Here is a 21,563-nt window from a genome sequence, read left to right as displayed (position 1 = left end):
CCTATGCCGATAAACTTATGTCTGTAAACATTGCTATTAATGGCTTTGGCCGAATTGGTCGAAGTGTTGCTCGTGCCCTCTATGAGAATGCTGATAACCAATATTTAAAGCTTGTCGCAATTAATGAGCTTGCCGAGCCTAAAGGTATTGCGCATTTATTAAAATATGACACCACCCATGGTCGTTTCCCTTTTTCAGTTGAGTTAGCTGACAATCAGTTAGTTATCGCTGGCGATGTCATACAACTTAGCCATGAAAAGTCCCTCGAAGACATGCCATGGAAAAAACATAACATAGATATCGTTCTTGATTGCACCGGTAAATTTGCCAATCAACACGATGGAAATATTCACTTGAGCCAAGGAGCCAGTAAAGTACTTTACTCTTATCCTGGTGAACAAGACGTTGATGCCACCATTATTTATGGTATTAATCATCAGCAACTCAGTGAAAAAGATAAAATAGTCTCGAACGGCTCATGCACCACGAATTGCGTTGTGCCTGTCATAAAAGTCATTGATGAAGCTTTTGGCGTTGAAAGTGGCAGTATTACCACTATTCATTCCTCTATGCATGATCAACAAGTTATCGACGCTTACCATCCAGATCTTCGTCTTAGTAGAGCAGCAAGCCAATCTATCATCCCGGTTGACACCAAGTTAGCAGCAGGTATTGAAAGAATACTGCCTAAATTTGCTGGACGCTTCGAAGCGATTGCCGTGCGAGTACCAACGATTAATGTTACCGCGATGGATTTAAGCCTAACCTTGTCGACAGATGTTGATATTAACGCGATTAACCAAGCCATTATTCGTGCACAAAACAATGGACTACAAGGAATTTTAGGCTATACAGAAGAACCACTGGTTTCTGTAGATTTTAATCATGACCCACATTCTTGTATTGTTGACGGCAACCAAACGCGTGTTAGCCACAAGCGTTTAGTGAAAATGCTAGTCTGGTGCGATAACGAGTGGGGCTTTGCAAATCGTATGATAGATACGGCAAAAACCATGGCAAAAGATATTCAGCTTAAAAAATAATAACAGTAAAAAACACCCATAACTTTAAAATTTATCGAATAGGAAACAGCAAATGTCAGTAATTAAAATGACCGACTTGGCGCTAGCCAATCAAAGAGTTTTGATCCGAGAAGATCTCAATGTACCTCTTAAAGACGGAAAAATAACCTCTGATGCTCGATTAAGAGCGGCTTTACCTACCCTTAAACTTGCTTTAGAAGCGGGCGCAAAAGTGATGATAATGTCTCACCTTGGTCGTCCAACTGAAGGTGAGTTCAACGAAGAATTTTCATTAAAACCTGTCGTTGACTATTTAGCTGCCGCATTAAATGTCCCCGTGCATCTAGCAAAAGATTACTTAGATGGCGTTGATGCAAAAGTAGGTGAATTAGTTGTTTTTGAAAACATTCGCTTTAATGTCGGCGAAAAAAATAATGATGATATTTTATCAAAAAAATTAGCTGCATTATGTGATGTATTTGTCATGGATGCCTTTGGTACTGCGCACCGCGCGCAATCTAGTACACACGGCGTAGCAAAGTTTGCACCTATTGCTTGTGCGGGTCCACTATTGTCCGGTGAATTAGCAGCACTTGGTAAAGCACTAGACAATCCTGCACGCCCATTAGTGGCGATCGTTGGTGGTTCTAAAGTTTCTACAAAATTAACCGTGTTAGAGTCATTAGCGAAAATTGTTGACCAATTAGTGGTTGGCGGCGGCATTGCAAATACTTTTATAGCAGCAAGCGGACATAATGTGGGTAAATCATTATACGAAGCCGATTTACTTGATGAAGCTAACCGTTTGACGCAGCAGGCAAGAGCAAATGATGGCGATATTCCGGTGCCAACAGATGTTATTACTGGTACAGAGTTTTCAGAAACGGCTGTCGCAACGTTAAAGTCAGTTAACGATGTTAGCGATGAAGATATGATTTTTGATATCGGACCAGATTCAGCGCAGGCACTCGTAGAAATAATTAAAAATGCTGGCACTATTGTTTGGAATGGACCTGTTGGCGTTTTTGAATTTGATCAATTCGGTAGTGGTACAGAAACTATTGCAAGAGCAATTGCCGAAAGCTCAGCCTTTTCAATTGCTGGTGGTGGCGATACCTTAGCTGCTGTTGATAAATATGATATAGCCGATAGAATCTCCTATATTTCAACCGGTGGTGGTGCTTTCTTAGAATTTTTAGAAGGGAAAGTGTTACCCGCTGTCGCTATCTTAGAAGAACGCGCTAAAACGTAAAACACGTTAATTAAATCATCAACGTCAAACCGCTCTTTATTTTATAAAAGGCGGTTTTTTTTAGCTTTCTTTATTATTTCTAAAAAACTTCATAAAAACTATCAACGGCGCTTTCATTACATTTCACTCTTTCGTTGTAAACTTACAAAACAAAAGCACAAATATTCGCTATAAATCGAGTTTATCGACCTTCTTGATAGTAATTATAGAACATTATTTAAAATCGTTATAAATAAACAGATAAAAACCATTAATGGCATTATTTTTTCTTTTGCCATGTCAATTTCTTATCTGATATACTTACGTTACGAAAGCTTAAATTTCACAATGAAACTTGTTTTTTTTGAGATTGGGCAAATAATATATGACATCTTAAACACTTAGGAGTAATTCAATGGCTTTAATTTCTATGCGCCAAATGTTAGATCACGCTGCAGAATACGGATACGGTATTCCCGCTTTTAACGTTAACAACTTAGAGCAAGTTAGAGCAATAATGATCGCTGCAGACAAAACCAATAGCCCGGTTATTTTACAAGGCTCTGCAGGTGCTCGTAAGTATGCTGGCGCTCCTTTTCTTCGTCATTTAATTCTTGCAGCAATTGAAGAATTCCCTCATATTCCCGTGGTAATGCATCAAGATCACGGCACTTCGCCGAGTGTTTGTCAGCGTTCAATTCAAATGGGTTTTTCATCAGTTATGATGGATGGTTCTTTAATGTCTGATGGTAAAACGCCTTCAAGCTATGAATACAACGTTGATGTAACACGCAGAACCGTTGAAATGGCACATGCTTGTGGTGTTTCTGTTGAAGGTGAATTAGGTTGTCTTGGTTCATTAGAGACAGGTGAAGCGGGTGAAGAAGACGGTATTGGTGCAGTAGGGATATTAACAAAAGAACAAATGTTAACTGACCCAGAAGAAGCCGCTGACTTTGTTAAGAAAACTCAAGTTGATGCTTTAGCGATTGCTTGTGGAACTTCTCATGGCGCTTACAAATTTACGCGTCCACCAACAGGTGACATCTTAGCGATTGACCGTATTAAAGCGATACATAACCGTATCCCAAATACCCATTTAGTTATGCACGGTTCATCATCAGTGCCACAAGAGTGGCTTGCTATCATCAATGAATATGGTGGTAATATTCCTGAAACTTACGGCGTGCCGGTAGAGCAAATTCAAGAAGGCATTAAAAATGGTGTTCGTAAAATTAATATTGATACTGATTTACGTTTAGCATCAACGGGGGCAACTCGTCGCTTCTTAGCACACAACCCAAGCGAATTTGATCCACGTAAATTTTTAGCTGAAACCACTAAAGCCATGACTGAAATTTGTATAGCTCGCTATGATTCATTTGGCGCATCGGGTAATGCAGATAAAATCAAACCCATTTCATTAGATACTATGTTTGATTTATATGATGCTGGCAAACTGAACGCTATTATAAAATAACATCAGCTAGCCATTAAGATTAAGGAGCTTCGGCTCCTTTTTTTGTAAATTTTTCGTTATATTATTAGAAAAATGTAATATTATTAGAAATATGTTGTCAAATTCACTATAATATTCCACAATTTTTAAACGGAGTACAAAAAATGGACAATATTACTAATTGGTTAGTTGAAAACCAGGCTATGTTACAAGAAAATCTAATAAAATTTATCATCGCGATCGCTATCTTTGTGATTGGTAAATTTGTCGCAAAACTGATCAGTTCTGCAACAAAAAAAATCCTTACTCACAAAAAATTCGATAATACCGTAACTTCTTTTATCGCTAGCTTAATTTATGGCTTAGTTGTGATGGTTGCCTTTATTGCTGCGATTTCTCACTTAGGTTTTAATACCACCTCATTAGTGGCTATTGTTGGTGCTGCAGGTCTTGCAATAGGCTTAGCATTACAGGGTTCATTATCAAACTTTGCCTCAGGTATTTTGTTAATTTCATTAAAGCCTTTTAAAGCCGGTGATTTTGTTGAGATTTCAGGTACCGCAGGTATTGTTGAAGAGGTTCATGTATTTTCAACACAGTTAAGAACAGGTGATAACAAAACAGTTATTATTCCTAATGGTGGCATTACAAGTGGCACCATTACAAATTATTCAGCTAAAGCAACCAGAAGAATAGATTTAGTCATTGGTGTTGGTTATAGCGCAGATTTAAAACAAACAAAGCAAATACTAAAAGATGTTGTGAGTAATCATGATTTAGTATTAAAAGACCAAGCTATTACTGTTGGTGTTAGTGCCTTAGCTGATAGTTCAGTGAATTTTGTCGTTCGTCCATGGGTAAAAACAGCAGACTATTGGCCTGTGCATTTTGATTTGCTAGAAGCGATTAAAATAGAATTAGACAAAGCTGGTATCGAAATACCTTTTCCACAACTTTCTGTACATGTTAATCAAGAGACCAAAAATGAACAATAAATTAGCAATGGTTGCTTTATGTAGCAGCTTATCACTTAATGCTTTTGCCGAAGAAGCAGTCGCTCCAAAAGATCCATTAAGTATGTCTGCTGAATTAGGCGCACTATTTAAAACGGGTGACAATAAAAGCACAGATATAAAAGCTGGCTTCGATTTAGATCATGAATTAGGTTTATGGCGAAGTACTGTTCGCTTTGACTTGCTTGCAAGTAAAGCAGAGATTGAAGATGAAGAGGGTGTTCAACAATCTCAAACAACAGATCAGCAATGGAAAATAGTCGGTCAAACTAACTATACCATTGGCGCTAAAAAAACTAACTACGTATACGCTAATGTATCTCACGACGATAATCGTTTTGGCGGATTTGAGACTCAAAGCTCTATATCTGCTGGTTGGGGTCGTCGTTGGTTTGAAAGTAAAACAGGCACATTTGATGCTGATATCGGACCCGGTTATAAAAAAGACGTTGTACGTTTAGAAGATGAAAATGGTAATGAGTATACTGAAAACAAGTCTGCTTTCATTATACAAGCACAAGCTTTGTATACGCGTAATTTAAACGAACATGTTAAATTTAAGCAGCGATTTGTTGCTAAGTATGCGACTAAAAGTGGTGAAAACAGTAATTATCAAGCAGAAAGCTCAATAACTACTAAGCTTATTTCAACGTTACAATTAAAAGTTAGTTTTAAGATTGATTATAATACTGATGTTGAAGAAGGCAAAGAAAACACCAATACTCAAACGGCGTTAACGCTCGTTTATAGCTTCTAGTTGACCTAAACTAAGATGCTTTATTTAGCCTTCAACTCTTTTGAAGGCTAAATATATTTCCTTTTCATCCCGACTCTCTCTCAACACAGATCTCATCACCTACTTTATTTTTACTTGTTAGAACCATCTATAAAAAAATAATAAAAAAAAGCCCTAACATTTAAATGCTAAGGCCATTATTATTTATAAGTAATAAAAGTGCTGTTTATTCCCACTCAATCGTCGCGGGTGGTTTACCTGAAATATCATAAACGACACGTGAAATACCATCAATTTCGTTAATGATCCGATTAGACACTAAACCTAAGAAATCATAAGGCAAATGTGACCAACGTGCTGTCATAAAGTCGATGGTTTCAACACAACGTAATGATACAACCCAATCATATTTACGGGCATCGCCCATAACTCCTACTGATTTTACCGGTAAAAATACGGTAAACGCTTGGCTTACTTTGGTGTATAAATCATGCTTGTGTAATTCTTCAATGAAAATAGCATCGGCACGACGTAATAAATCAGCATATTCTTTTTTAACTTCACCTAGAATACGTACACCCAACCCAGGGCCAGGAAACGGATGGCGGTAAAGCATATCGTACGGTAAGCCAAGCTCTAAGCCTATTTTACGTACTTCATCTTTAAATAACTCACGTAATGGTTCAACTAAGCCTAGTTTCATGTAATCAGGTAAGCCGCCAACATTATGATGTGATTTAATAACATGCGCTTTACCGGTCGCTGAGGCGGCCGATTCAATGACGTCAGGGTAAATAGTGCCCTGTGCTAACCATTTGGCATTATCTAACTTATTCGACTCTTCTTCGAAAACATCAATAAAAACATTACCAATAATTTTACGTTTTGCTTCTGGCTCACTTTCACCCGCTAAGCGGTCTAAAAATCTATCTTCGGCTTCAATTTTTATAATATTTAAACCAAAGTGATCGCCAAACATATCCATGACTTGCTGGCCTTCATCTAAACGAAGTAAACCATTATCAACAAATACACAGGTCAATTTATCGCCAATCGCTCGATGTAATAACATAGCAACTACTGATGAATCAACACCGCCTGAAAGACCTAAGATAACTTCGTCGTCGCCGACTTGAGCTTTCATTTTTGCAATAGCATCATCGATGATTGATGATGAAGTCCATAATTTTTCACACTGGCAAATTTCAACAACAAAGTTTTCTAAAATGCGTAAACCTTGTTTAGTGTGGGTCACTTCAGGGTGAAACTGCACACCATAGAATTGCTTTTCTTCGTTTGCCATTGCTGCATAAGCACAACTTGCTGTTTGTGCAACCGTAACAAAGCCTGTTGGTATAGCTGACACTTTGTCGCCGTGGCTCATCCAGACATCTAGTAAAGCATTACCGTTAGTACCAATACTGTCTTCAACATTGTTGAATAACGCAGATTTAGCAATAAGTTCAACCGCGGCATAACCAAACTCTTTGTGCGTTGAACTTTCAACACCACCACCAAGTTGTTCAGCCATTGTTTGCATGCCATAGCAAATACCTAGAACAGGAACGCCAGCGTTATAAACATATTCAGGTGCACGAGGTGAATTTTCTGCAGTGACCGACTCAGGGCCGCCAGCTAGAATGATACCTGTCGGGTTAAAACCTTTAATTTGCTCTTCGGTTACATCCCAAGACCAAAGTTCACAATAAACACCTATTTCACGTACGCGACGAGCAATTAGCTGAGTATATTGTGAACCAAAATCTAAAATTAGTATTCGGTGATCATGAATGTCTTTACTCATGTTGTTTTCCTACTTTAACGCTCGTTATGTCTAAACTTTATACTGCGTTGTATTCGTAATGAAACAAAATCATTTATAAAACCTTATTTATAATAAGATAAGTCATTTGTTTAATTACTCAACAGCCTTGCCTAAAGCTCATTCATTTAGAGCGGATTTATAAAATGAACAGGCTGAGTTATTTATTGATAACTCAGCCTGTAGAATCTTTTGTTTTCCAGTTAACTAAAAGTAACTAAGAATATTTTCAATGCATCAAGTTGAGAATATTTTAGCTCTAGTTCAAGGCGCTAGCGCGGAGTTGACGATAGTCAATGAGCACTTGCAACGCAGAAATCGAGCTTAAATAACTCAACCAATATTACTACCCCATACGATAGTTTGGTGCTTCTTTGGTGATGGTTACGTCATGGACATGCGACTCACCCATACCTGCCGAGGTAATTTTCATAAACTCGGGTTTAGTTCGCATGGTCTCAATATCTTTACTGCCGGTTAAACCCATTGATGAGCGTAATCCGCCCATCTGCTGGTGGATAATTGCAGAAACAGGCCCTTTATAAGCAACACGACCTTCAATACCTTCCGGTACCAACTTGTCAGCTTCGCCATCAGATTTCTGGAAATAACGATCACTTGAACCTTCTTTCTGGCTCATTGCGCCTAAAGAGCCCATACCGCGATATGATTTGTAATAGCGACCTTGATAAAGTTCTACTTCGCCAGGTGCTTCTTCGGTTCCAGCAAACATACTACCAACCATCACACAATGCGCGCCAGCAACCAGTGCTTTAGCAATATCACCAGAGAATCGAATACCACCATCGGCAATAACAGGAATGCCAGTACCTTTAAGCGCTTCTACTGCATTTGAGATAGCCGTTAATTGTGGTACTCCAACGCCAGTTACAATACGCGTAGTACATATTGAACCTGGGCCTATACCAACTTTAACCGCATCTACGCCAACATCGGCTAATGCTTTTGCACCAGCCCCTGTCGCCACATTGCCAGCAACAATTTGTAAGTCAGGATATTTTTGACGGGTTTCTTTTACTCGATCAAGAACACCTTGGGAATGACCATGTGAAGTATCAATTAATAAGACGTCAACACCTGCGGCAACTAACGCGTCAATACGTTCATCAGTACCCGCGCCGACACCGACAGCGGCGCCCACTCGTAAACGACCTAATTTATCTTTACAAGCATTAGGTTTACTTTCAGCTTTTTGATAATCTTTAGCTGTGATCAAACCCACTAATTTAAAGGCATCATCAACCACTAAAATTTTCTCAATACGGTTACTGTGCATTAAGCCAAGTATTTCTTCACGCGCGGCACCTTCTTTAACCGTGACTAATTTTTCTTTAGTCGTCATTAACGCTGAGACAGGCTTAGTTAAGTCTGTTTCAAAGCGTAAATCACGGCCAGTAATTATACCGGTAAGATTGCCATTTTCATCAACAACAGGGAAACCTGAAAAGCCAAGATCATCAGCTTTATGCATGACTTCTTCAATAGTAAAGTTAGCATTGACGGTCACGGGATCGGAAACAATACCACTTTCGTATTTTTTAACTTTTAATACGTTAGCCGCTTGCTCAGCGATGGTCATGTTTTTATGAATAAAACCTAAACCACCTTCTTGCGCTAGTGTAATAGCTAAAGGTGCTTCAGTAACTGTATCCATAGATGCAGATACCATAGGTATATTTAAATTAATTTTACGGGTTAATTTAGTTTTTAAATCGGCCGTATGTGGGAGTACTTCTGAATGAGCAGGTACAAGTAATACATCATCAAAAGTTAGTGCTTCTTGGGCAATTCTTAGCATCGCAACATCTCTCTAAAAAGGTTGGTTAGGGAGTGAATATTGCGGCAGAATTTTAACCGTTTTGTGGTTTAAGAACAACTTAAATTTAACGATAAACTGAAATAATTATCTCTGAGGAGTTTAAAGGAATATATAATTTACTGGTTCCACTTTAATAGGTAAGATCCAAAGGGAATTATAAACGCCTTTAAGCAAGATATTGATTGAAAATAATAGTTATTCTATTATTGAAATCAATAACGTAAAATAAAGTGTTCATAAGCCCCCCTTCGGGAATCGGAATAAGTAATACGCGTCGTTACATTTTATTTAAGGGAATAACCTTTAACAAAAATATGTGCTTAGATTATGATTCGCTTAGGTTTGCTGAAACATTCATATTCAAGCAAAGCAGATATATCGACTCAAATCGCCTTAACATTAGATAAAGTAAGTATTTTATGGCTACGCAGCACATTTTACAGATAAGTGAACTGACGAGAAAAGTTAAGTTCATGCTAGAAAGTGAACTTAATACAGTATGGTTGTGTGGTGAAATCTCAAATTTCATTGCTGCTAGCTCGGGTCATTGGTATTTGTCACTCAAAGACAGTAAATCGCAAGTGCGTTGCGCAATGTTTAAGGGCAACAATCGACGAGTAAGGTTAGCGGGTGGTTCAACGCCTCGCAACGGCCAACAGGTGTTAGTACGCGCCAAGGTTTCTTTGTATGAGCCACGAGGTGATTTTCAATTAATTATTGAAATGATGGAGGATGCGGGTGAAGGTTTATTGCGACAACAATTTGAGCAATTAAAAAGTAAGCTCAATGCACAAGGTTTGTTTGCTCAGCAGTTCAAGCAAGCCATTCCTAAAAATATTAACACGGTTGGCATAGTTACCTCGCCAACGGGTGCTGCAGTTAAAGATATCATATCTGTTTTGCAAAGACGTAATCCAGCAATTACTATCGTTATATACCCTGCACTTGTGCAAGGCGAGCATGCTAAGAATGACATTGTTCATGCCATCGATATCGCTAATCAACGTGAAGAATGCCAAGTATTAATTGTTGGTCGTGGAGGAGGCTCTCTAGAAGACTTATGGAGCTTTAATGAAGAAGACGTAGTCAATGCTATTTTTCATAGCCGCATTCCAATTATCAGCGCTGTCGGTCATGAGGTAGACACAACATTAAGTGATCTCGTTGCTGATTTAAGAGCGCCAACACCTTCAGCGGCAGCAGAACTGGTTTCACAAGACAATAGTGAGTTACAAAGTCGCTTACAAGAATTATCAAAGCGGGCTCAGCAGTTATTTACTCAAAAAGTAAAACAAGAAAACTCAGACCTACAAAACCTTAATCATCGCTTAACGCAAGTTCATCCAGAAAGAAAACTTCAGCAGCATCAACAAAAATCAGATGAATTGAATATTCGTTTAGATAAAGCAATAAAACGTGAATTGGCACGTTTCAAACAAAAACCCGAAAAGTTAGTACGCGATTTACAACACGTAGATCCAACAAAAGTGATCATTCAACATCAAAGTACCTTGCGCCACTTAGATGACAGATTACAACGGGCATTAGACGTTAGCGTAAAAAATAAATCTGAGCACTTTGTTAGCATTATTGAGCAGCTCCATATTGTCAGTCCGCTCGCGACTATTGCCCGTGGTTATAGTGTCAGTCGAAATAGTCATCAGCAAATTGTTCGCACAAAAGATCAAGTGAGTATTGGCGACGAAATATCTATTCAAGTCAGTGATGGTCGTATTTTAAGCCAAGTTATTGATAAGATTTAATTTTCAGCAATAACGGCATGCTGAAGTAACTTTATCACTGATGCTTTACTTTTTTCTTCAAACTTTAAACCGATACAAAGGCCATTAGCTTGTGATTTGTAGCTACAGGTTTCTGCAGAAAACTTTAAATTTCCTAATCCTTGAAAGTCTTCGACAATTAATTCGACAGATTTATTTTTTTCCATCACTAACGACTCGCCGTTAGTGATCAATACTTGGCAGCCATTAACAGAAATATCTATAATGGTCGCTTGCCAATATTCTTTAGCAATATTTATCTTAGCAACAATATCGGTATCAATGCGCATCGCTGAACGTAAGCTTTGTAAGCTAACAGAACGTGGAAAATCAAGAACAATTAGTCTCGAGGGTATTTGTAAGGTTTGTTTAACATTACTGATAAAAGCAACCACCGCGCCCTCATGCCCTTCAATTAAACCTCGCACCGTAATACCAGCACCTTGGGTAATATATTGGGAAAAATTCCCTAATTTATTTGCATCAGGAAATTGCACTAAAACATAATGCTTGGGGAGGTAGCCAATGAAGGTGCTACGAAACTTTGCTTTTTGTCCGGCTGGTGTGGCTATATCGATAGTAATCGTTGAGCCTGACTGCAATAAGCCAAGGTTTCTGTCTAAGCGGTTAACCAATGCAATTTTTTTAGGAGTGGCTGCCATAATGTTAACATTTAAGAATAAGTATTTTAAATGTAGCACTTAGCAAAAAGCCAATCAAATGATTGGCTTCAGTAATGTTAAATTATTATCAAAAAAAACGTAAGTTTTTAGTCTTTCTTATAACCTTCAGTAGCTCTGGCCATTTTCTTTTGCTCGGTATAAGTTAACTTTTTCTTGCCAGCAAACGGGTTACTTGTTTCTCTAAACTCAATTCTAATCGGCGTACCCATTATTTTTAATGATTTACGGTAATAATTCATTAAATAGCGTTTATATGAAACAGGAAGCTTTTTGGCTAAATTACCATGAATAACAATGATAGGTGGATTATAACCACCGGCATGCGCATATTTAAGCTTAATGCGGCGTCCTTGACTCATCGGTGGTTGATGATCAAATGTGGCCATATCTAATATTTTGGTAACCATTGAGGTAGATATACGTTTAGTTGCTGAAATGAAAGCTTCTTCAACTGACTCATATAAATGGCCAACACCGGTACCGTGTAAAGCAGAGATAAAGTGGATACGTGCAAAATCAATAAAACCTAAACGACGATCTAGTTCGGTTTTAATACGATCTTTAACATGCTCTTCTAAACCATCCCATTTATTAACCGCAAGTACCAAAGAACGACCTGCTTCTAAAATAAAGCCCAGTAAACTTAAATCTTGATCGGTAATACCTTCACGAGCATCAATAATTAACAAACAAACATTGGCATCTTCTATGGCACGTAGTGTTTTAATAACAGAATACTTTTCTACAACATCAGTCACGTTTTTACGACGACGAATACCTGCAGTATCAATTAATGTATATTCACGGCCATCATGTTCCATCGGGATATAGACACTATCGCGAGTGGTACCTGGCGCATCAAAAACAACAACGCGGTCTTCACCTAAGATACGGTTAGTCAGTGTTGACTTACCCACATTAGGTTTACCAATGATAGCAAGTTTGATTTTATCATTTTCAAACGGTGCTTCGGCAATTTTTTCTTCATCAGTTTTAGCTGAGAATTCTTGTGAACCATCAAACTCATCATTTTCACGTGCTTCACCAAGTGCTTCTATATGAGGTGTTAATGCCAGTGTTAATAATTGTGTAACACCACGACCATGCGCGGCGGCAATTTTATGAACGGTATCACCCAGTGATAATTCATAAAATTCAGCAACGGCAGAATCAGCATCAATACCATCAACTTTATTCGCAACCAAAAATATTTTCTTATTTTGTTTACGAAGGTAGTCAGCGATACCGATATCCGCTGATGTTAAACCATCACGAGCATCAACCATAAATAAAACAGCATCGGCTTCTGCTATCGCCATTAATGACTGTTCGGCCATTAATGCGTCAATACCTTGTTCATTACCATTAATACCGCCGGTATCAATAACAATAAATGGGTGATCTTCTACTTTCGCTTGACCATATTGACGGTCACGCGTTAAGCCAGGATAATCTGCTACGAGAGCATCTCGGCTTCGGGTTAATCGGTTAAATAACGTCGATTTGCCAACATTAGGACGTCCGACAAGTGCAACAACTGGAAGCATGTTTACCTCTATAAATTCATTTGTAGAGTAAACAACGTCATGCAAAATGCAAAACTTTTACTCTATTTAATAACAAACAACGGCTCCAATGCATTCTGCAATGGAGCCGTTTAATTCTAGCTGATAAAAAGACTTATGGAATTTTTATCGCTTGCAAATCACCATTACGTGATTGTGCGTAAATAATATTTTCGTGTACCGTGGGTGCTATATTTAAACCGCTACTGTCAACTTCATGACGTGCAACGATATCACCTGTTGTTTGGTCGATAAAATGAAGATAGCCTTCAAAGTCGCCAACAACAATATAATCACCAATAATAGCAGGACCGGTAACACCACGATTAGTCAGTGCAAGTTGGCTCCACTTTTCAAAACCGTTTAAACGGTCAACCGCATAAATATGGCCTTTAATATCAGTTAAAAATAGGCTGTTACCACTAATAGCCATATCATGATATGACGAATACTGACGTTCCCAAATCATCCGACCGGTACGTAAATCTATAGCGGTCAAATTACCCTTTACAGAAATACTATAAACTTTATCGCCATAAATAAGTGGCGCAGAGTCAACATCTATGACTCGCTCTAATTGTGTCGAGCCACCGGCTTCACCAACTTCTACTGTCCAACCTTGTTGACCAGTTTCAAGAATATAGACGCTCATGGTTCCATTAGCTGAACCAACCATCACACCACCAGAAGAAATCGCTGGCGAACTAACACCACGTAACGTTAATGCTGGTACTTCTTGTTCGATTTGCCATTCATCTTGACCGTTCGAAGCGTTAAAAGCCTTGATGACACCTGAAGCAGTATTGACAACTAAAATACCAGCATCAATGGCAGGAGCTGCAATAACTTCGCCTTTTACTTTTCCTTGCCAATCAAGCTTACCTGTATCAGCATCTAATGCGAATACTTCGCCATTTTCACTGCCAATAAAGACTTTTTGAATACCTAAAATTGGGCCGCCATTTAATAAAGCAGATTGTCGACGTTCAAAAAAGCCGCGTTCGCCTTTTACATCACTTAAATCTGTTGACCAAATTTCTTCACCATTTTCTAGTTCCAAAGCAACAACATCACCGTAACGACTAGCACTGTAAAGTTTGCCGTAAGCAACATTAGGTTTAATACGTGAAAAATAATCGCTAACACCATTACCGACACTGGTTTCCCAGAGCACATCAGCATCAAAAGCTTGTTTGATTTCTGTTAATTCAGCAACTTTAGTCGCTTCATCTTCTTCGTCAGTTGAAGAACAAGCGACAAGCCCTAAGGACACTAGCGCTATCACTAATAACTTTCTATTAAAGCGTAATTTTTTTAACATATGAATGATTAGCCTCTTTATTTAGCAATCGATGATAATTGGGCTAAATCATTTAATTTCATTTGTAAGGCACCATTATTTGTTTGACCTTCAACGTCAAGTGCTGCTTGATAAGCATTACGAGCAAGTTCTACTTTACCTTGCTTGAAATATGCATCGCCTTTAGTTTCTTCAATCGCACTTTTAAATGACTCTGGCAGTGTAACCGATAGGGTTGCCAATGCTTCAGTGTATTGCTCAAGTTGAATTTGCACACGCGCTAATCGAACACTTGCGATAGCTTTAATACCTTGATTGGTAGAGCTTTCAATAGCACTTGCCAAGTGAATAGCAACTTGTGGCCAATCTTTATGAGTAGCCGCTTCTTTTGCTAGCGCAAGCGCCGTTAATGATGCGTAGCTAGAGTCTTTATTTTCAGCAATAAATTTACTTGCACTTGCTGAAAAAGCCTTTCCGTCTACACCAGCACTTTCCATCACTGTTTGATAAGCATCAGACGTTAAAACTTCATTCTCAAGTTGGGTATCTTTATATACGTTAAAGCCAATAAAACCAGCAAAACCTAAAACTAAACCGGCAATAACTGCAGTACCATTTTCTTTCCAAAAACCTTTGATGGCTTCGACTTGTTGTTCTTCTGTTTGATAAACGTCCACTACTTCACCTTAAATTAAACTGTTTAATAAAGCTGGCACTTGTTCAAGCGACACCTTCTGTTGTTCTTGTTGTCCACGCAAATATTTTATCGTCACGCTTTGCTCAGCAAGTTCATCTTCACCGATGATAATTGCTACTTGCGCACTCGATTTATCTGCCCGTTTCATTTGTTTTTTCATATTACCACCACCGCAGTGGTTTTGTATGCGAATATCTTTAACTTGGTCACGCCATTGTTCACTGAGTAGCGCTGCTTGAATATCAACCCCCTCACCTAAACCAATAACATAAACATCAACTTGTGCACGAATATTGTTAGCTTTTTCTAAGCTCGTTAACATGAGTACCAAGCGTTCAATACCTAAGGCAAAACCAAATGCTGGTGTTGCTTTGCCACCAAGTTGTTCGACTAAGCCATCATAACGACCACCCGCACAAATAGTACCTTGTGCGCCTAAGCTGTCAGTCACCCATTCAAATACCGTACGATTGTAATAATCTAAACCGCGAACTAAGCGGTCATTAATAATATAGTTAATACCCGCAGCATCTAAACGCTGACAAACACCCGCAAAGTGAGCTTTAGATTCATCATCAAAATAATCACTTAATTTTGGTGCGCCCACTAAAGCGGCTTGTACATCTTTATTTTTACTGTCTAAAACGCGTAATGGATTGGTATGCATTCTGCGTTTAGAGTCTTCATCAAGCTGATCTTCTTTTTCTGTTAAGAAAACAACTAAAGCATCGCGATAATTTGCACGCTCTTCATTTGAACCTAACGAGTTTAGCTCTAGTGTGACAAACTCATTGATGCCAAGTTCCCGCCAAAGACGAGAAGTTAGCATAATAATTTCTGCGTCTATGTCAGGTGTTCCAATTCCAAAGGCTTCTAAGCCGAATTGGTGGAACTGACGATAACGACCTTTTTGTGGGCGTTCATGCCTAAACATCGGCCCCATGTACCATAAACGTTGTTCTTGGTTATATAATAAACCATGCTGATTGCCTGCACGCACACATGATGCTGTACCTTCTGGTCGCAGTGTTAAGCTATCACCGTTACGGTCATCAAAAGTGTACATCTCTTTTTCAACGATATCAGTAACTTCACCAATAGATCGTTTAAAAAGTCCAGTAGACTCGACAATCGGCATACGTATTTCAGCAAAACCATAGCTACTAGCAACTCGGCGTAAAACTGATTCAACCATTTGCCAAATAGGAGTTTCAGTGGGTAAACAGTCGTTCATCCCTCTGACGGCTTGTAATGTTTTGCTCAAAGTAAGGCTCTCTTTCATCTATTGTATAAAATAGATATTTATATAAAACGGGAAAAATTAAGTGCAGCGCGCATTATAGGCAGTTTGAGACGAAACGTAAATAGTACAGCTGTGATACCTCAAAATGCAGGTTTCAACTGAACTGTCACCGCTATAACGTTTCGCTCTTTTTAAAGTTATTTTATTACTCTATTTCTTTAAATTTTATTTTGTAAGCCGCATCAAGAAGTTTCGCTTTAGCACGAATTCGCTCTTCGAGCTGGTCTACTAAGTTATTATTATCAAAGCGATCTTTTTGGCGGATGCCATCTAAATAATAACCACTTTTTCGGCTACTACCCGTTAAGCCCAAATCAGAAATAATCGCTTCACCCGGACCATTAACGATACAACCAATAATAGAAACATCCATTGGCGTTAATATATCTTCAATACGTTGTTCTAACGCATTAACGGTGGCGATAACATCAAACTCTTGGCGAGAACAGCTTGGACAAGCAATAAGATTGATACCTCGACTACGTAATTTTAGTGACTTTAAAATATCAAAACCGACTTTAATTTCTTCTATGGGATCTGCTGCCAAAGAAATGCGTAACGTGTCGCCAATTCCTTCAGCTAATAACAAGCCTAAACCTACAGAAGACTTTACTGAGCCAGAGCGCAAGCCACCTGCTTCGGTAATACCAAGGTGAAGTGGGTTATCAATCTGCTTTGCTAATAAACGGTAAGATTCGACCGCAAGAAATACATCTGAGGCTTTAACACTAACCTTAAACTGATCGAAATTAAGCCTATCTAGAATATCAACATGGCGCATTGCCGATTCAAAAAGTGCTTCTGGCGTTGGTTCAGTATATTTCTCTTGGATATCCTTTTCTAATGAACCACCATTTACACCAATACGAATAGGAATATTTAAGTCACGTGCACATTCAACAACACTACGCACTCGGTCTTCGCGGCCGATATTGCCAGGATTAATACGTAAACAATCTGCGCCATACTCAGCAACTTTTAAGGCGATTCGATAATCAAAATGGATATCAGCAACCAGTGGAACTTTCACTAGTTTTTTAATTTCGCGAAAGGCTTCGGCTGCATCCATCGTCGGTACGCTCACCCGAACAATATCAGCACCCACACCTTCTAATGCTTTAATTTGTGCAACGGTTGCTGCCACATCAGTCGTCAACGTATTGGTCATTGACTGCACAGTTATCGGTGCATCGCCACCAACAGGAACATTACCCACCATTATTTGACGAGATTTACGGCGGATGATTGGAGATTCTTTAAACATAATAATTCACAACTTTGGTGGTTTGTCACTTAAGCGCAACAAACGTTATTTATACAAAATGCTAATGACTAATTGGTAACAGGCAAAGTAAATTTAGCGATATTACCACTGTTAAACTGACTCATATCAATGACTTCATCGGCAAAGTTTATTGCCACTAATTCAGGTCTTCCTAGGGTAACATCAAAAGGTGCTTGCCCAGATATTGTCATAACGTAACCCAATTTTTTCACACCCCAAGCAATGCGCTCACCTGTTGAATCTGAAATATTTACCCAACAGTCACCAGAAAAAGTAAAAATGACTTCAGTTAAAGGCACTTCAGTCAATGCTTCCTCTGCTGTTGGGGTATTTTCAACTGCAATGATGTCAGCTTCGCTCACTTGACTATTTTCTACATTAACCGCTGCGGGTGTAATATCATTACTTTGCGGCTCTAACACGGCAGTAGCTAAAGGTGCCTCAGTAATAGTTTTAGTCACGTTATCAATGTTAACTGTCGAAAGATCACTCGTTTGATTTTCGTTAACATCGTCAGCACTTTGAGTAATTATCTCAATATCTTCAGCCAGCGTTTGAGCTTGTTCTTTATTATTTTGCAACCACCACATCATAGTAGAACCAATGAGAATGGCTAAAATGATATAGCTTATCCACATAATACGATTACTTTCTGCTAACTTTTCCGTGCCTTTAGAAAAACTTTGTAGTTTAGAAACTTGTGCTTTAGCTATATTTAATTGTTCATAGCTTACCAATACATCATCTTGAGAAACATTAACTAATTTTGCATAGCTACGTAAATAGCCGCGATTATAAGTTTCCGGCAAATTACTATTAAACAGCTCACTTTCTATCTCATTAACTAAAGTAAGACGAAAATTGAGTTTACTCGCAACCTCTTGCTGAGTTAAGCCTGCTTTTTTTCTAGCATCACTAAGAATTTGTCCCGGCCCAATGATTTTACTATTGTCAGAAAGGTCGTCTTCGGAACTGTTATGCAAGGGTTCTGATGATGCAGTAGCTTGTGCCTTTTTGATATTATTAGGCGTTTCAACATGGGTCATTGGGTTTTCTCTTGTTCAACTTTATTAGTAGCATTGTTGGTTGGCATAGTATCAGTATGCTCTGGTAAATAAACATAGAACGTTTGGCCTAGCTTTAAAATATCGCTACGAGTAATATTATTCCAGCGCTCTAGTGTCTTCATATGAATATTGTATTTTTTTGAGAGGCTAAATAAACTGTCGCCTTTGACAATAATATGTATTTTTGCTTCAAGGTCATCCTTTAACTGTTCTTGGGTATCCTTGATACTCATCGTCTCTACGTTAGTACTTTTAGCAACTGTTGCTTTTTTAGCCTGTTGTTTTAGCCGTTTTTTTTGGGGCTTATTCGGTGACAAAACAACGACACGTTTCGGTGGTAAAGCGTCACTAGTTGTTAATATCGATGCTTGATAAATCTTTGCTAAGTCATCCGCTTCAGTATGCTCAAGCGCATTTAAAATATATTGCTTAGCTTGGTAAGAAGTTGGGAACATTTTTACCAACATACTGGCATAATTTTTAGCTGTACGATAATTGCGCTGCTTTTCAAAAACCTTATAAGCCAATGAAAGTGCTTCAGGACTAAAGCGACGAGTTGCTTTTTCATAACGTTTCAAATAACGTTGCGCGGATTTATAATCGCCAATAGCGTACTGTAAGCGAACCATTTGTAATAAAGCTGATGCACGATTAGGACTATGCTGAATAGATTTTGTAAAGTATTTTTCAGCCTTAACAAATTCACCGGCTTTTAGTTGACAAAGCGCCAGGTTTTCGTAGCTTTGCGAGACCATTAAGTACGTTGGGATTGCTATCGCTTTTAAAGTGTATTTTTCAGCGTCAGCATACTTTTCATGTCGACAAAGAAAAACCCCATAATTATTTAAGGTATCTGGATTTTTTTCATCGATTGATAACGCTTGTTCATAAGCATTGGTAGCAAGCTGTGATTCGCCAACCACATCATAATAATGAGCAAAGGCCGTATAAACTTGGGATAAGTTCGGTGAAAAGCGCTTTGCTTTCTCCAAGTTTAATTTCGCTTGGCTAGTATTTCCCATTTTTAAATAGCCAAGGCCTAATGAAATTCGAGTCATCGCCATTTCATTATTACTTGAGTCACTTTCTACTACAGGTATTGTACTGTCGTTCTCATAATTTTGTGTTACACACCCAGAAAGGACAATTAACAAAGCGATAACGCTCGTTATAAATAACCGCGGCAGAAATTTAATCATATGGCAGAATGTCACTTATCGTAATGTAATAATTACAGATTATACCTATACCCGATCTACTTCAAGATGCTTGTTGAACTAGCATGCTGTCGAACGGGTATAAATACCTCGAGAATAAAGTGTTAGACCAGTTTAACTGAAATCTCTTGGGCTTTAGACTCGTCATTTTTTGAAGAGTTCATTGCTGTTCGCTTTGTTCTATCAAAAACATCACCGGCTAATTGGCCACAAGCTGCATCAATATCATCACCACGGGTACGGCGAGTAATAACGGTTAAACCATATGACTGCAGTACTTTATCAAAACGGTCAATACGTGAATTACTTGAACGTTTATAAGGCGATCCAGGGTAAGGATTAAACGGGATCAGATTGATTTTACTCGGTAAATCTTTCAAAGCGATAGCAAGTTCATGTGCTTGGTCAGTACTGTCATTAACATGATCTAACATCACATATTCAATCGTTGCCTGCTTATTAGCTTTTGAACCATCAATATAACGTCCAGCTGCCGCAATAAACTCTTCTAAAGGATACTTTTTGTTTATCGGGACCAATACATCACGAAGCTCGTTGTTACCCGCGTGAATTGAAATAGCTAATGCACAATCTATTTTTTCTTTTAACATATCAAGCGCCGGTACTACACCAGAAGTACTCACTGTTACTCGACGTTTTGAGAGGCCGTAGCCTAAATCATTTAACATAGTATCAAGCGCTGGAATTAAATTTTTCATATTTAAAAGCGGCTCGCCCATTCCCATCATAACAATATTAGTAATGGGACGTTTTCCAGCGATACGTGTCGCGCCAATATCATTAGCAACACGCCATACTTGACCAATAATTTCGCTCATAGACAAATTGCGATTAAAGCCTTGTTGCGCCGTGGCACAAAACGTACATTCAAGTGCACAACCGACTTGCGAGGATACACATAATGTTGCGCGATCGTTTTCAGGGATCCACACTGTTTCAACTTCTTGACCACCTTCGAGGCGTAAAGAGTATTTTATCGTGCCGTCAGTTGATACTTGCTTTTCAGATATTTCTGGTGCGCTAATTTCTGTTTCACGTTGTAATTTTTCACGTAATTTTTTGTTCAAATTAGTCATTAATTCAAAATCAGAGTAACCAAAATGATATATCCATTTCATCATTTGATCGGCACGAAATGGCTTTTCGCCAATTGAAGCAAAGTATTCACGCATCCCTTGATGGTCCAAGTTTAATAGATTTACTTTCTTCTTTACCGCAGATACGGTCGGGCTTACAACTTCAGTCACTTCACTCATGATTCACTACTTCTCAAACAACAAAATTACAAAAAACAATTGTACAGCTTTCATACAAAACATGACAATTTACAGATCAAATTATATCAAACCTTAACGTTTTTAATTAAATTTCTCTTTTTGTAAAACAGAGAGTTAGTAAATTAAAAAGCTTAAGGTTTATTATAACTCTAAAAATAACAAAAGGATTTTACTGGAAACAGTAAAACCCTTTAATATTCTATTTCTAGATTAAACTAAGTTAATGATGAAAATTCAAAAAGGA

17 protein-coding genes are annotated in these 21,563 nt (G+C 38.4%); 6 read left to right on the top strand and 11 right to left on the bottom strand.

What is annotated here, in order from left to right:
- Positions 1–17: 17 nt before the first annotated feature.
- The 5 genes from epd to H4J70_RS03025 all read left to right on the top strand — a co-directional run bounded on the left by epd (position 18) and on the right by H4J70_RS03025 (position 5,482).
- The gene (epd, locus tag H4J70_RS03045) at positions 18–1,043 is read left to right on the top strand and encodes an erythrose-4-phosphate dehydrogenase (protein ID WP_182213568.1); all 1,026 of its coding nucleotides are present in this window, start codon (positions 18–20) and stop codon (positions 1,041–1,043) included.
- A gap of 52 nt (positions 1,044–1,095) precedes the next feature.
- A complete protein-coding gene (locus H4J70_RS03040; protein ID WP_182250603.1) occupies positions 1,096–2,274 on the top strand; it encodes a phosphoglycerate kinase in 1,179 nt (392 codons plus the stop codon).
- Positions 2,275–2,668: 394 nt separating this feature from the next.
- Positions 2,669–3,733, top strand: a complete 1,065-nt coding sequence (fba, locus tag H4J70_RS03035) for a class II fructose-bisphosphate aldolase (RefSeq protein ID WP_070374794.1) — start codon at positions 2,669–2,671, stop codon at positions 3,731–3,733.
- A gap of 143 nt (positions 3,734–3,876) precedes the next feature.
- Complete coding sequence (locus tag H4J70_RS03030) at positions 3,877–4,707, top strand: mechanosensitive ion channel family protein (RefSeq protein WP_182250602.1); 831 nt, start codon at positions 3,877–3,879, stop codon at positions 4,705–4,707.
- Positions 4,697–5,482, top strand: coding sequence for a YdiY family protein (locus tag H4J70_RS03025; RefSeq protein ID WP_182250601.1), 786 nt, complete (start codon positions 4,697–4,699; stop codon positions 5,480–5,482). Before H4J70_RS03030 ends, H4J70_RS03025 begins: the two co-directional genes overlap by 11 nt.
- A 205-nt stretch (positions 5,483–5,687) precedes the next feature.
- On the opposite strand, the gene guaA is transcribed toward H4J70_RS03025, so the two are convergent.
- Complete coding sequence (guaA, locus tag H4J70_RS03020; protein ID WP_182221150.1) at positions 5,688–7,265, bottom strand: glutamine-hydrolyzing GMP synthase; 1,578 nt, start codon at positions 7,263–7,265, stop codon at positions 5,688–5,690.
- A gap of 364 nt (positions 7,266–7,629) precedes the next feature.
- Entirely contained in the window at positions 7,630–9,102 is a 1,473-nt protein-coding gene (gene guaB / locus H4J70_RS03015) for an IMP dehydrogenase (protein ID WP_182213278.1), read from the bottom strand.
- Between the two features lie 440 nt (positions 9,103–9,542).
- On the opposite strand from guaB, the gene xseA reads away from it, so the two are divergent.
- The gene (gene xseA, locus H4J70_RS03010; RefSeq protein WP_182250600.1) at positions 9,543–10,886 is read left to right on the top strand and encodes an exodeoxyribonuclease VII large subunit; all 1,344 of its coding nucleotides are present in this window, start codon (positions 9,543–9,545) and stop codon (positions 10,884–10,886) included.
- Here xseA and H4J70_RS03005 read toward each other — a convergent pair.
- The 9 genes from H4J70_RS03005 to H4J70_RS02965 all read right to left on the bottom strand — a co-directional run bounded on the left by H4J70_RS03005 (position 10,883) and on the right by H4J70_RS02965 (position 21,298).
- Positions 10,883–11,566 carry a PilZ domain-containing protein gene (locus H4J70_RS03005; protein ID WP_182213275.1) on the bottom strand — a complete coding sequence of 228 codons (684 nt, stop codon included), beginning with the start codon at positions 11,564–11,566 and terminating at the stop codon, positions 10,883–10,885. The genes xseA and H4J70_RS03005 overlap by 4 nt on opposite strands.
- 107 nt (positions 11,567–11,673) lie before the next feature.
- Positions 11,674–13,134, bottom strand: coding sequence for a ribosome biogenesis GTPase Der (gene der, locus H4J70_RS03000; RefSeq protein WP_182213273.1), 1,461 nt, complete (start codon positions 13,132–13,134; stop codon positions 11,674–11,676).
- A 133-nt stretch (positions 13,135–13,267) separates the two neighbouring features.
- Positions 13,268–14,473: an outer membrane protein assembly factor BamB gene (gene bamB, locus H4J70_RS02995; RefSeq protein ID WP_182213272.1), complete on the bottom strand. Its 1,206-nt coding sequence runs from the start codon at positions 14,471–14,473 to the stop codon at positions 13,268–13,270.
- A 17-nt stretch (positions 14,474–14,490) separates the two neighbouring features.
- Positions 14,491–15,129 (bottom strand): tetratricopeptide repeat protein, encoded by a 639-nt coding sequence (locus H4J70_RS02990; RefSeq protein ID WP_182221153.1) that lies wholly within the window; start codon positions 15,127–15,129, stop codon positions 14,491–14,493.
- A gap of 9 nt (positions 15,130–15,138) precedes the next feature.
- Complete coding sequence (hisS, locus tag H4J70_RS02985) at positions 15,139–16,413, bottom strand: histidine--tRNA ligase (protein ID WP_182250599.1); 1,275 nt, start codon at positions 16,411–16,413, stop codon at positions 15,139–15,141.
- Between the two features lie 184 nt (positions 16,414–16,597).
- Positions 16,598–17,716 (bottom strand): flavodoxin-dependent (E)-4-hydroxy-3-methylbut-2-enyl-diphosphate synthase, encoded by a 1,119-nt coding sequence (gene ispG, locus H4J70_RS02980; RefSeq protein WP_070374804.1) that lies wholly within the window; start codon positions 17,714–17,716, stop codon positions 16,598–16,600.
- Positions 17,717–17,784: 68 nt separating this feature from the next.
- Entirely contained in the window at positions 17,785–18,783 is a 999-nt protein-coding gene (locus H4J70_RS02975) for a RodZ domain-containing protein (protein WP_182221154.1), read from the bottom strand.
- On the bottom strand, positions 18,780–20,003 hold the full coding sequence (pilW, locus tag H4J70_RS02970) for a type IV pilus biogenesis/stability protein PilW (protein ID WP_182250598.1): 1,224 nt from the start codon (positions 20,001–20,003) through the stop codon (positions 18,780–18,782). Before pilW ends, H4J70_RS02975 begins: the two co-directional genes overlap by 4 nt.
- Positions 20,004–20,125: 122 nt before the next feature.
- A complete protein-coding gene (locus H4J70_RS02965; RefSeq protein WP_070374807.1) occupies positions 20,126–21,298 on the bottom strand; it encodes a bifunctional tRNA (adenosine(37)-C2)-methyltransferase TrmG/ribosomal RNA large subunit methyltransferase RlmN in 1,173 nt (390 codons plus the stop codon).
- Positions 21,299–21,563: the final 265 nt, after the last annotated feature.

Origin of the sequence: Colwellia sp. BRX8-9 (assembly GCF_014077245.1) — a bacterium.
Classification (GTDB): domain Bacteria; phylum Pseudomonadota; class Gammaproteobacteria; order Enterobacterales; family Alteromonadaceae; genus Colwellia_A.
Note: the sequence above shows the minus strand (reverse complement) of the source record. Positions and strands in the feature narration are given on the sequence as shown.

What these genes read in the sequence shown, in the direction of transcription:
- H4J70_RS03030 (WP_182250602.1), top strand. Translation starts at nt 3,877, where the DNA reads ATGGACAATATTACTAATTGGTTAGTTGAAAACCAGGCTATGTTACAA.
- H4J70_RS03005 (WP_182213275.1), bottom strand. Translation starts at nt 11,566, where the DNA reads ATGGCAGCCACTCCTAAAAAAATTGCATTGGTTAACCGCTTAGACAGA.
- bamB (WP_182213272.1), bottom strand. Translation starts at nt 14,473, where the DNA reads ATGTTAAAAAAATTACGCTTTAATAGAAAGTTATTAGTGATAGCGCTA.
- epd (WP_182213568.1), top strand. Translation starts at nt 18, where the DNA reads ATGTCTGTAAACATTGCTATTAATGGCTTTGGCCGAATTGGTCGAAGT.
- H4J70_RS02975 (WP_182221154.1), bottom strand. Translation starts at nt 18,783, where the DNA reads ATGACCCATGTTGAAACGCCTAATAATATCAAAAAGGCACAAGCTACT.
- xseA (WP_182250600.1), top strand. Translation starts at nt 9,543, where the DNA reads ATGGCTACGCAGCACATTTTACAGATAAGTGAACTGACGAGAAAAGTT.
- H4J70_RS03040 (WP_182250603.1), top strand. Translation starts at nt 1,096, where the DNA reads ATGTCAGTAATTAAAATGACCGACTTGGCGCTAGCCAATCAAAGAGTT.
- fba (WP_070374794.1), top strand. Translation starts at nt 2,669, where the DNA reads ATGGCTTTAATTTCTATGCGCCAAATGTTAGATCACGCTGCAGAATAC.
- guaA (WP_182221150.1), bottom strand. Translation starts at nt 7,265, where the DNA reads ATGAGTAAAGACATTCATGATCACCGAATACTAATTTTAGATTTTGGT.
- ispG (WP_070374804.1), bottom strand. Translation starts at nt 17,716, where the DNA reads ATGTTTAAAGAATCTCCAATCATCCGCCGTAAATCTCGTCAAATAATG.
- pilW (WP_182250598.1), bottom strand. Translation starts at nt 20,003, where the DNA reads ATGATTAAATTTCTGCCGCGGTTATTTATAACGAGCGTTATCGCTTTG.
- H4J70_RS03025 (WP_182250601.1), top strand. Translation starts at nt 4,697, where the DNA reads ATGAACAATAAATTAGCAATGGTTGCTTTATGTAGCAGCTTATCACTT.
- der (WP_182213273.1), bottom strand. Translation starts at nt 13,134, where the DNA reads ATGCTTCCAGTTGTTGCACTTGTCGGACGTCCTAATGTTGGCAAATCG.
- H4J70_RS02965 (WP_070374807.1), bottom strand. Translation starts at nt 21,298, where the DNA reads ATGAGTGAAGTGACTGAAGTTGTAAGCCCGACCGTATCTGCGGTAAAG.
- guaB (WP_182213278.1), bottom strand. Translation starts at nt 9,102, where the DNA reads ATGCTAAGAATTGCCCAAGAAGCACTAACTTTTGATGATGTATTACTT.